This is a genomic window from Streptomyces sp. SID14478, from assembly GCF_010548525.1.
Taxonomy (GTDB): Bacteria; Actinomycetota; Actinomycetes; order Streptomycetales; family Streptomycetaceae; genus Streptomyces.
Genome location: NZ_JAAGMG010000520.1, coordinates 1 through 11343, shown reverse-complemented (window position 1 = coordinate 11343; position 11343 = coordinate 1). Strand labels below are relative to the sequence as shown.

Here is an 11343-nt window from a genome sequence, read left to right as displayed (position 1 = left end):
CCTCGGCCCGCACGGCCCGCAGCGAGGCGGCGGCGGCCACGATGCCCGGAATGTTCTCGAACCCGGGGGCCCGCCCCGACTCCCGCTCGTCGGCCGGACCTTGAGGAGCGAACCGCACCCCCTTCCGGACGGCGAGGATCCCGACCCCCGCGGGCCCGCCCCACTTGTGGGCGCTCCCGGCCAGCAGCGACCACGCCCCCTCCACCGGCCCCCACGCGAGCGACTGCGCGGCGTCCACGAACAGCGGCACCCCGGTGGCCCGGCACCCCTCGGCCACCTCCTCGACCGGCTGCACGGTCCCCACCTCGTGGTTGGCGGACTGCAGACAGGCGAGGGCGGTATCGGGCCGCAACGCGTCGAGGTACGACGAAACGGACACGGCGCCCTCCCGTCCCACGCCCACCTCGGTCACCGCACCACCGGCGGCCTCGTAGGACGACGCCGCGTGGAGCACCGCCGAGTGCTCCACCGCCGATACCACCAAGTGCCGCCCGACACGCCGACGTCCCGCGAGCGCGCCGGCGACCGCCGAGTGCACCGACGCCGTGCCGGACGAGGTGAACACCAGCTCGTCCACCCGGCAGCCCACGGCCTCCGCGGCGGCCTCCCGGGCCGCGTCGAGCAGCAGCCGTGCCCTCCTGCCCTCGCGGTAGAGCCGGGCGGGATCGGCCCACCCTTCGTCGAGGGAGGCCTGCAATGCCTGCCGGGCAACGGGATGAAGGGGAGCGGACGAGGCAACATCGAAGTACGACACGCCCGCACGATAGAACGTGCGGGCGCTCCTCGGGGGCGCGGGGAACCGCCCGGCAACCACGACGAACCGGAAGCCGCCCACCGGCGCGCACCCCCGGGCCGCAGGGCGCCCCCGACCCCCCGTCAGAAACACCCCGGAGCAGGCACATCCCACCCTTCGGAGTGACCCGCGGCGCGTTAGGCACCCTCCCCGCGCGACCCCAAATAGCGTCCAGTAGGGTTTGGTCCGCATAAACATCCAAACCCCTGCCCGTGTGCCAGGGCGGCGAGCGACCAGCGAGACGACGGCCGTAGCCAACCAAAGAGCGCGGGCGAGACTCTCGGGAAGGCGCTACGTGAGTCCCAACGGCTCCGACCGCTCGTCGCGGCGCCCGATGCGGCGGAAGCTGCCGCAGGTGCTGACTGCGGGCCTGATCCTGGTAACCGCTACCGGTTGCACATACAAGGACTTCCCCCGTCTTGGTATGCCCACTCCGGTGACGGAAGAAGGTCCCCGGATCCTCTCCCTCTGGCAGGGCTCGTGGGCGGCAGCGCTCGCCACGGGCGTGCTGGTGTGGGGGCTGATCCTGTGGAGCATCATCTTCCACCGGCGTAGCCGGACCAAGATCGAGGTTCCCACTCAGACGCGGTACAACATGCCGCTCGAGGCGCTGTACACGGTGGTTCCGCTCATCATCGTGTCGGTCCTCTTCTACTTCACAGCGCGCGACGAGTCGAAGCTCCTGAAGCTCGACGACAAGCCCGCGCACACCATCAACGTGGTCGGCTACCAGTGGAGCTGGGGCTTCAACTACGTCGAGAACGTGCCCGGCGTCTCCGGTGACGCGAAGACCTCCAAGGAGCTCTCCGCGATCCCGAGCCGCTTCAAGGAGGACTTCCCGGCGAACGCCGGCGGCGTCTACGAGGTCGGCACTCCTGGCGAGCGGAATCCGCAGACCAAGAACCCCGGCCCGACCCTCTGGCTCCCCAAGGGCGAGAAGGTCCGCTTCGTACTGACTTCGCGTGACGTCATCCACTCCTTCTGGGTGGTGCCGTTCCTCATGAAGCAGGACGTCATCCCGGGCCACACCAACGCCTTCGAGGTGACCCCCAACAAGGAGGGGACCTTCCTGGGCAAGTGCGCCGAACTCTGCGGAGTCGACCACTCCAGGATGCTGTTCAACGTGAAGGTCGTCTCTCCGGAGAAGTACGAGCAGCACCTCAAGGACCTCGCCAAGAAGGGGCAGACCGGTTACGTCCCGGCTGGCATCGCCCAGACGGACCACGAGAAGGACCGGGAGACGAAGAACCTGTGAGCATCCTCAACGAACCCCAGGGTGCCGCCGCAGCAGACGACTCGTACGAGAACGAGCTGCCGGCTCGCCCCAAGAGTCCCGGCGCGACCGTGATCAAGTGGCTCACCACCACCGACCACAAGACGATCGGCACGCTCTACCTGGTCACGTCGTTCGCGTTCTTCTGCATCGGCGGGATCATGGCGCTCTTCATGCGCGCCGAACTGGCCCGTCCCGGCACGCAGATCATGTCGAACGAGCAGTTCAACCAGGCGTTCACGATGCACGGCACGATCATGCTGCTGATGTTCGCGACGCCGCTGTTCGCGGGCTTCGCGAACTGGATCATGCCGCTGCAGATCGGCGCCCCCGACGTCGCGTTCCCGCGACTGAACATGTTCGCCTACTGGCTGTACCTGTTCGGCTCGCTTATCGCGGTGGGTGGCTTCCTCACCCCGCAGGGCGCGGCCGACTTCGGCTGGTTCGCGTACTCGCCGCTCTCGGACGCCGTCCGCTCGCCGGGCATCGGCGCCGACATGTGGATCATGGGTCTGGCCTTCTCCGGCTTCGGCACGATCCTCGGCTCGGTCAACTTCATCACCACGATCATCTGCATGCGCGCTCCGGGCATGACGATGTTCCGTATGCCGATCTTCGTGTGGAACGTCCTGCTGACCGGTGTCCTGGTCCTGCTGGCCTTCCCGGTCCTCGCGGCCGCGCTGTTCGCCCTGGAGGCGGACCGCAAGTTCGGTGCCCATGTGTTCGACGCCGCGAACGGCGGCGCGCTGCTATGGCAACACCTCTTCTGGTTCTTCGGCCATCCAGAGGTGTACATCATCGCCCTACCATTCTTCGGAATCATTTCCGAAGTGATCCCGGTGTTCTCGAGAAAGCCGATGTTCGGCTACTCGGGCCTCATCGGCGCGACGATCGCCATCGCCGGTCTCTCCGTGACCGTGTGGGCGCACCACATGTACGTGACCGGTGGCGTGCTGCTCCCGTTCTTCTCCTTCATGACGTTCTTGATCGCCGTACCGACAGGCGTGAAGTTCTTCAACTGGATCGGAACGATGTGGAAGGGCTCGTTGTCCTTCGAGACACCGATGCTCTGGGCGATCGGCTTCCTGATCACCTTCACCTTCGGTGGTCTGACCGGCGTCATCCTGGCGGCCCCGCCGCTGGACTTCCACGTGTCGGACTCGTACTTCGTGGTGGCGCACTTCCACTACGTGATCTTCGGTACGGTCGTCTTCGCGATGTTCTCCGGATTCCACTTCTGGTGGCCGAAGTTCACCGGCAAGATGCTCGACGAGCGCCTCGGCAAGATCACGTTCTGGACGCTGTTCGTGGGCTTCCACGGCACGTTCCTGGTGCAGCACTGGCTGGGTGTCGAGGGCATGCCGCGGCGTTACGCGGACTACCTCGCGGCCGACGGCTTCACCGCGCTGAACACGATCTCGACGATCTCCTCGTTCCTGCTCGGTCTGTCGATCCTGCCGTTCTTCTACAACGTCTGGAAGACCGCCAAGTACGGCAAGAAGATCGAGGTCGACGACCCGTGGGGCTACGGCCGTTCGCTCGAATGGGCGACGTCGTGCCCGCCGCCCCGGCACAACTTCCTCACCCTGCCGCGCATTCGCTCCGAATCGCCGGCGTTCGATCTGCATCACCCTGAGATCGCGGCCCTGGACCAGCTGGAGAACTCCGGCCACGGCTCCAAGGCGCTCGCTGGCGGCAAGGAGGCCGGCAAGTGAAGGTCCAAGGCAAGATGTTCATCTGGCTGAGCCTCTTCGTCCTGATCATGGCCGGTGTCTACGGCGTGTGGTCGAAGGAGCCGGCCGGTACGACGGCGCTCTTCCTGACGTTCGGCCTCTGCATCATGATCGGCTACTACCTGGCCTTCACGGCCCGGCGGCTGGACACCGGTGCGCAGGACAACAAGGAGGCCGACGTCGCGGACGACGCCGGCGAGGTGGGCTTCTTCAGCCCGCACTCCTGGCAGCCGCTCGCCCTCGCCGTCGGTGGCGCGATCGCCTTCCTGGGCGTCGTCTTCGGCTGGTGGCTGCTGTACTTCGGCGCCCCCGTGATCATGTTCGGCCTGTGGGGCTGGGTCTTCGAGTACTACCGCGGCGAGAACCAGAACCAGTAGCACCACCTGGGTCTGTGAACTCCCGTGGCCGAAGGGCCCGGACACTCCTGACGGAGCGTCCGGGCCCTTCGGCGTACCCGCCCATGCCCCGTGCGGCTCACTCACCGCGCTGGACGAGGCGTTCCTTCTTACGGTGTGTTCATGAACCACTCACCGCGCATTCGTACGGTTCTTGGCTGCACCCTGTTGGTGGCCGCACTCGGTGCGGGCGTCACAGCCTGCGGCAGCTCCGGCCACCCGCTCTCCGCCAAGCCGTACGACGCGGCGAGCCAGATCTCTTTCAGCGGCCCCGTGGGCTCCAAGAAGGCCGATCCGGACAAGGCCCTGGAAGTCACCTCACAGGGCGACGAGGGCCGCATCACCGACGTCACCGCCACGGACGCCCTGGGGCGCTACGTCGCGGGCGAACTCTCCGCCGACGGCAGGAGATGGCACACCACCTCCCCGTTGGCCGCTGACGCCCAGTACACGCTCCACGTCAGCACCGAGGACGAGGACGGGGCGCCCGGGCGCAAGGTCCTCACCTTCGAGACGGGCAACCCCAGCAAGGAGAAGGCCCTCAAGGTCACCTTCGGCCCCGAGGGCGGCAAGTACGGGGTCGGCCAGCCCATCACGGCCGAACTCAACAAGCCCGTCAAGGACCCGAAGGCCCGCGCCATCGTCGAGCGCGCCCTGAAGGTGGACTCCAAGCCCGCCGCGGACGGCGGCTCCTGGTACTGGGTGGACAGCAAGGAGCTGCACTACCGCCCCAAGGAGTACTGGCCCGCCCACGCCACCATCACGGCGCACAGCAACCTGGCCGGCATCAAGGTCACCGACCGGCTGTGGGGCGGCAAGTCCAAGCCGCTGACCATCACCACGGGCGACCGCATGGAGGCCGTCACCGACGCGGGCAACCACTACCTGACGGTCTACCGCAACGGCGAGGAGATCAACTCCATCCCGGTCACCACCGGCAAGCCCGGCTTCGAGACCCGAAACGGCGTCAAGGTCGTGCTCGGCCAGGAGTACTCCGTCCGCATGACCAGCGCGAGCATCGGCGCCGCGGACTTCTACGACAAAGAGGTCTACTACGCGACCCGCGTGACCTGGAGCGGCGAGTACGTGCACGCCGCGCCCTGGTCCGAGGGCTCCCAGGGCAACGAGAACACCAGCCACGGCTGCACCGGGATGAGCACCAGCGACGCCGCCTGGTTCTACGACACGTTCCGCAAGGGCGACATCGTCAAGGTCATCAACAGCTACGGCGAGGACATGGACCCGTTCGGCAACGGGTTCGGCGACTGGAACCTCAGCGAGAAGAAGTGGACCGAGGGCAGCGCCCTCTCCGGCACCGACAAGCCCGATCCGGTGCAGCAGGCGCGGCTCAGCCCCGAGGTCTGAGCCACTCGGGTGTGAGACTTCCGACTCCCGTACGTCCCTGACGTACGGGAGTCGTCGTCCCGTGTGCCGTACGTCAGGCGCCGACGGCCTGCCGCGAACGCAGCAGGGCGGCCAGTGCCCCGGCGAACTCGACCGGCTCCACCGGCAGCGTCACCGCGGCCTCGGCGCGGCTCCAGGTGGCCAGCCACGCGTCCTGCGGGCGGCCGATCAGGAGCAGCACCGGCGGGCAGCGGAAGACCTCGTCCTTGATCTGCCGGCACACCCCCATGCCGCCCGCGGGGACCGCCTCGCCGTCCAGGACGCAGACGTCGATGCCGCCCCGGTCCAGCTCCTTGAGGACCGCGGGGAGCGTCGCGCACTCGATGAACTGGACCTCGGGAGCATCCGATGCGGGCCTGCGCCCGGTCGCCAGGCGGACCTGCTCCCGCGTGTTGGCGTCGTCGCTGTAGACCAGAACCGTCGCGGTCGACTGCATCGTTCCTCCGAGACATCGGTGTCCTAGGGCGTCCTCGCGGCGGAGCCTACTCCTCCCGACACCCCGTCAACACCGGTTCGCACAGGCCTCCGATGGGCCATATGGGCTGGACACACCCCCCAGACACTCCGAACGGCACCCCCCGGAGTGAGGGCGAGATAAGCGACCGACATAATGTCGGTCGTGGCGACAGCAACGACAGTAGAAACCGGGCACGCGCACCCGTCGGTCAATCGACCGAACCTCACCAGCGTCGGAACCATCATCTGGCTGAGTTCCGAGCTGATGTTCTTCGCGGCCCTCTTCGCGATGTACTTCACCCTGCGATCGGTGACCGGACCGGATCACTGGAAGGAAATGGCCGAGTCGCTGAACGTTCCGTTCTCAGCGACGAACACCACGATCCTGGTGCTCTCCTCACTCACCTGCCAGCTCGGCGTGTTCGCCGCTGAGCGTGGTGACGTGAAGAAGCTCAGGATGTGGTTCATCGTCACCTTCATCATGGGTGCGATCTTCATCGGCGGTCAGATCTTCGAGTACACAGAGCTGGTCAAGAAGGATGGGCTCTCGCTCTCCTCCGACCCGTACGGCTCGGTGTTCTACCTGACCACCGGCTTCCACGGCATGCACGTGACAGGTGGCCTCATCGCCTTCCTGTTCGTCCTCGGCAGGACGTACGCGGCCCGGAGGTTCACGCACCAACAGGCGACCGCCGCCATCGTCGTGTCCTATTACTGGCACTTCGTCGACGTCGTCTGGATCGGCCTCTTCGCCACGATCTACCTGATCAAGTAGTTCGACGATCACAGCATCGGGCGTAGTACCCGACACCCATTCCAGTAGCACCGACGCAGAAGATCCTGACACCGGGGTAATCCGTGAAAAAGCTCTCCGCACGACGACGCCATCCGCTGGCGGCGGTCGTCGTCCTACTCCTCGCGCTGGCGGCCACCGGGGGGCTGTACGCCGCGTTCGCGCCCGCGAGCAAGGCGCAGGCCGATGAAACCGCCCAGTCCCTCGCCATCGACGAGGGCAAGAAGCTCTACTCCGTAGGCTGCGCCAGCTGCCACGGAACCGGCGGTCAGGGCACCTCCGACGGTCCGAGCCTCGTGGGCGTCGGCTCTGCCGCCGTCGACTTCCAGGTCGGCACCGGTCGTATGCCGGCCCAGCAGCCGGGCGCCCAGATCCCGAGCAAGAAGGCGATCTACTCCCAGGCCGAGATCGACCAGCTCGCCGCGTACATCGCGTCGCTGGGTGCCGGTCCGGTCGCGCCGACCTCCGAGGACTACAGCCCGCAAGGCGCGGACATCGCCAAGGGTGGCGAACTGTTCCGCACCAACTGCGCCCAGTGCCACAACTTCACCGGTGAAGGCGGCGCACTGACGCACGGCAAGTTCGCGCCGAGCCTCGAGGGCGTCTCGCCCAAGCACATCTACGAGGCCATGCAGACCGGCCCGCAGAACATGCCGTCCTTCCCGGACACGACGATGACCGGCAAGAACAAGAAGGACATCATCGCGTACCTCAACGCGGTCAACGGTGATGAGACGCAGAGCCCGGGCGGTCTCAAGCTGGGCGGGCTCGGCCCGGTCAGTGAGGGTCTGTTCGCCTGGATCTTCGGTCTCGGCGCCCTGATCGCCGTCGCCATCTGGGTCGCCGCTCGGACCGCAAAGGCCAAGAAGTCATGAGTAGCCAAGACATTCCAGAAGAGAACCTGCCCGCTGAGCAGGAGGCCGCGCACGGTTCGGTCGCGGTGAAGGACGATCCCTTCGCCGACCCCGGTCTGCCCGAGCACGAGCACCGCGTCCAGGACATCGACGAGCGGGCCGCCCGGCGGTCCGAGCGTGTCGTGGCGATGCTGTTCACGATCTCGATGCTGGCCACCGTCGGCTTCATCGCCTCGTACGTCACCCTCGACGTCGACAAGAGCATCTACGTCTTCCCGCTCGGTCACATCAGCGCGCTCAACTTCGCGCTGGGCATGACCCTCGGTGTGGCGCTGTTCTGCATCGGCGCGGGCGCGGTCCACTGGGCCCGCACCCTGATGTCGGACGTCGAGGTCGCCTCGGAGCGTCACCCGATCGAGGCCGAGCCCGAGGTCAAGGCGCAGGTCCTGTCGGACTTCGCCGACGGCGCCCGCGAGTCGCAGTTCGGCCGTCGCAAGCTGATCCGCAACACGCTCTTCGGCGCGCTGGCCCTGGTGCCGCTCTCCGGTGTCGTGCTGCTTCGTGACCTCGGGCCGCTGCCCGAGAAGAAGCTGCGCACCACGGCGTGGAAGAAGGGCCTCAAGCTCGTCAACATGAACACGAACGAGCCGCTGCGTCCCTCGGACATCGCGGTCGGCTCGCTCACCTTCGCCAAGCCCGAGGGCCTGGAGGAGCACGACGAGGACTTCCAGACGGTCATGGCCAAGGCGGCCCTGATGCTCGTCCGTATCCAGCCGGGCAACATCAAGGACAAGCAGGAGCTCGCGTGGGCGCACGAGGGTGTGGTCGCGTACTCGAAGATCTGCACCCACGTCGGTTGCCCGATCTCCCTGTACGAGCAGCAGACGCACCACGTGCTCTGCCCCTGCCACCAGTCCACCTTCGACCTCTCCGACGGTGCGCGGGTGATCTTCGGTCCCGCGGGTCACGCACTGCCGCAGTTGCACATCGACGTCGATGACGAGGGTTACCTCGTGGCGCAGGGCGACTTCGCCGAGCCCGTCGGCCCTGCCTTCTGGGAGCGCGGATGAGTACTACGACCACCAACGACGCGCCTTCTCGCGAGAAGGCACCGGCCGGCGAGCGCGTCGCCGACTGGGCGGACGGACGCCTGGGGATCTACTCCCTGGCCAAGTCCAACATGCGCAAGATCTTTCCGGACCACTGGTCCTTCATGCTCGGCGAGATCTGCATGTACAGCTTCATCATCATCATCCTCACGGGTGTGTACCTGACGCTGTTCTTCCACCCGTCGATGAACGAGGTGACGTACGACGGCAGCTATGTCCCGCTCCAGGGGCAGCTGATGTCGGAGGCGTTCAACTCGACCATGCACATCTCCTTCGATGTGCGCGGTGGTCTGCTGATCCGGCAGATCCACCACTGGGCCGCGCTGATCTTCGTCGCCGCGATGATGATCCACATGATGCGCGTGTTCTTCACGGGTGCGTTCCGCAAGCCGCGTGAGGTCAACTGGCTGTTCGGCTGGCTCCTGCTGGTGCTGTCGCTGTTCACCGGCTTCACCGGTTACTCGCTCCCCGACGACCTGCTGTCGGGTACGGGTGTGCGCTTCATCGAGGGCGTGCTGCTGTCGGTGCCGATCGTCGGTACCTACATCTCGTTCTTCGTCTTCGGTGGCGAGTTCCCGGGCGGCGACTTCATCGCGCGGTTCTACTCGGTCCACATCCTCCTGCTGCCGGGCATCATGCTCGGGCTGATGGTGGCGCACCTGATCCTGGTCTTCTACCACAAGCACACGCAGTTCGCGGGCGCCGGGAAGACCAACAAGAACGTCGTGGGTATGCCGCTCCTGCCGGTCTACATGGCCAAGGCGGGTGGCTTCTTCTTCCTGGTCTTCGGTGTCATCGCGATCATCGCGGCGATCGCCTCGATCAACCCGATCTGGGCCATCGGCCCGTACCGGCCGGACCAGGTGTCCACCGGCGCCCAGCCCGACTGGTACATGGGCTTCGCCGAAGGCCTGGTGCGTGTGATGCCCGGCTGGGAGATCAACCTGTGGGGCCACACGCTCGTCCTGGGCGTGTTCATCCCCATCGTGATCTTCCCGCTGGTGCTGGTGGCCATCGCCGTCTACCCGTTCATCGAGTCCTGGGTCACCGGCGACAAGCGCGAGCACCACATCCTCGACCGGCCGCGCAACACGCCGACCCGTACCGGATTCGGTGTGGCCTGGCTGGCCGCGTACTTCGTGATGCTGGTCGGTGGTGGAAACGACCTCTGGGCGACCCACTTCCACCTCTCGATCAACTCGATCACCTGGTTCGTCCGGATCGGCTTCTTCGTCATCCCGGTCCTCGCCTTCATCGCCACCAAGCGGATCTGCCTCGGCCTCCAGCGCCGCGACAGGGACAAGGTGCTGCACGGGCGCGAGTCCGGCATCATCAAGCGTCTGCCGCACGGTGAGTTCGTCGAGGTGCACGAGCCGCTCGACCAGGAGGCACTGCACGCGCTCACCGCGCACGAGCAGTACCAGCCGGCCGAGATCGGCCCGACGGTCGACGAGAACGGCGTCGAGCGCAAGGTGTCGCGACTGCAGAAGGCGCGCGCCAAGCTGTCGAAGGGCTACTACGGGGAGAACAACCAGATCCCCAAGCCCACCGCCGAGGAGTACAAGGAGATCACCAGTGGCCACGGCCACCACTGATCTCTGATCGCTGAGTTATCAGCTGTCCGCCACGGCAAGAGCCCTCGTCCAGGCACTGGACGGGGGCTCTTTGCCGTCCCCGGCGCTGGATAAGGTGGGAACGCGTAACTTCTTACTGACACACAGGAGCGGCCATGAGCGCTTTGCACCCCGCTGGAGGCGACACCGCGGGCGGCCGTTCCTGGCCCTCCGTGCTGAACGGCCTGCTGGACGGCCGTGACCAGAGCGCCGACGACACCGCGTGGGCGATGGACCGGATCATGCGGGGCGAGGCGACCGACGCGCAGATCGCCGCGTTCGTGGTCGCGCTGCGCGCCAAGGGCGAGACCGTGGCGGAGATCTCCGGTCTCGTACGGGCCATGTACGCGCACGCCAACGTGATCGAGGTGCCGGGGGAGACCGTCGACATCGTGGGGACGGGCGGTGACGGTGCCAAGACCGTCAACATCTCCACCATGTCCGCGATCGTCATCGCCGGCGCCGGGGCCAAGGTCGTCAAGCACGGCAACCGCGCCGCGTCGTCGGCGTCGGGTTCCTCGGACGTGCTGGAGAAGCTGGGCGTCAACCTGGATCTGCCGCCGGCCCGCGTCCCCGAGGTCGCCGAGGAAGCGGGCATCACCTTCTGCTTCGCGGTGAAGTTCCACCCGGCACTGCGCTACGCGGGCGCCGCGCGCGGACAGATCGGCATCCGCACCGTGTTCAACCTGCTCGGCCCGCTGACCAACCCGGCCCGGGTACGGGCGCAGGCGGTCGGGGTCGCCGACGCGCGGATGGCACCGGTGGTCGCCGGGGTCTTCGCCGAGCGCGGCAACTCCTCGCTCGTCTTCCGCGGTGACGACGGGCTCGACGAGCTGACCGTCACCGGGACCTCCCGGGTGTGGGTCGTGCGGGAGGGAGCGGTGCGCGAGGAGGTCTTCGACCCGCGGGACGTCGGCATC

The 11343-nt window shown here is 66.9% G+C and carries 11 protein-coding genes; 9 read left to right on the top strand and 2 right to left on the bottom strand.

Annotated features, from left to right (window positions below; genetic code table 11):
- Positions 1-754, bottom strand: a 754-nt coding sequence (locus tag G3I40_RS17085) for an aminotransferase class V-fold PLP-dependent enzyme (protein WP_164303013.1), incomplete at its 3' end; no start/stop codon positions are given.
- Between the two features lie 334 nt (positions 755-1088).
- Here G3I40_RS17085 and coxB point away from each other — a divergent pair.
- The 4 genes from coxB (at position 1089) to G3I40_RS17065 (ending at position 5559) form a co-directional block, all read left to right on the top strand.
- Positions 1089-2048 (top strand): cytochrome c oxidase subunit II, encoded by a 960-nt coding sequence (gene coxB / locus G3I40_RS17080; RefSeq protein ID WP_164303012.1) that lies wholly within the window; start codon positions 1089-1091, stop codon positions 2046-2048.
- The gene (gene ctaD / locus G3I40_RS17075) at positions 2045-3781 is read left to right on the top strand and encodes a cytochrome c oxidase subunit I (RefSeq protein ID WP_164303011.1); all 1737 of its coding nucleotides are present in this window, start codon (positions 2045-2047) and stop codon (positions 3779-3781) included. Before coxB ends, ctaD begins: the two co-directional genes overlap by 4 nt.
- On the top strand, positions 3778-4176 hold the full coding sequence (locus G3I40_RS17070; protein ID WP_164303010.1) for a cytochrome c oxidase subunit 4: 399 nt from the start codon (positions 3778-3780) through the stop codon (positions 4174-4176). The genes ctaD and G3I40_RS17070 overlap by 4 nt, the downstream gene beginning before the upstream one ends.
- Positions 4177-4317: 141 nt before the next feature.
- Positions 4318-5559, top strand: coding sequence for an Ig-like domain-containing protein (locus G3I40_RS17065; RefSeq protein WP_164303009.1), 1242 nt, complete (start codon positions 4318-4320; stop codon positions 5557-5559).
- A gap of 73 nt (positions 5560-5632) precedes the next feature.
- On the opposite strand, the gene G3I40_RS17060 is transcribed toward G3I40_RS17065, so the two are convergent.
- Positions 5633-6034: a hypothetical protein gene (locus G3I40_RS17060; RefSeq protein ID WP_164303008.1), complete on the bottom strand. Its 402-nt coding sequence runs from the start codon at positions 6032-6034 to the stop codon at positions 5633-5635.
- 174 nt (positions 6035-6208) lie between these two features.
- On the opposite strand from G3I40_RS17060, the gene G3I40_RS17055 reads away from it, so the two are divergent.
- From G3I40_RS17055 to trpD, 5 genes are all read left to right on the top strand, one after another.
- The gene (locus G3I40_RS17055) at positions 6209-6829 is read left to right on the top strand and encodes a heme-copper oxidase subunit III (protein WP_164303007.1); all 621 of its coding nucleotides are present in this window, start codon (positions 6209-6211) and stop codon (positions 6827-6829) included.
- An 83-nt stretch (positions 6830-6912) separates the two neighbouring features.
- A complete protein-coding gene (locus G3I40_RS17050; RefSeq protein ID WP_164303006.1) occupies positions 6913-7722 on the top strand; it encodes a c-type cytochrome in 810 nt (269 codons plus the stop codon).
- Complete coding sequence (locus G3I40_RS17045) at positions 7719-8771, top strand: Rieske 2Fe-2S domain-containing protein (RefSeq protein ID WP_164303005.1); 1053 nt, start codon at positions 7719-7721, stop codon at positions 8769-8771. Before G3I40_RS17050 ends, G3I40_RS17045 begins: the two co-directional genes overlap by 4 nt.
- Complete coding sequence (locus G3I40_RS17040) at positions 8768-10405, top strand: cytochrome bc complex cytochrome b subunit (protein WP_164303004.1); 1638 nt, start codon at positions 8768-8770, stop codon at positions 10403-10405. Before G3I40_RS17045 ends, G3I40_RS17040 begins: the two co-directional genes overlap by 4 nt.
- Before the next feature lie 134 nt (positions 10406-10539).
- The coding region (gene trpD, locus G3I40_RS17035) for an anthranilate phosphoribosyltransferase (RefSeq protein WP_164303003.1) at positions 10540-11343 on the top strand (804 nt) is incomplete at its 3' end.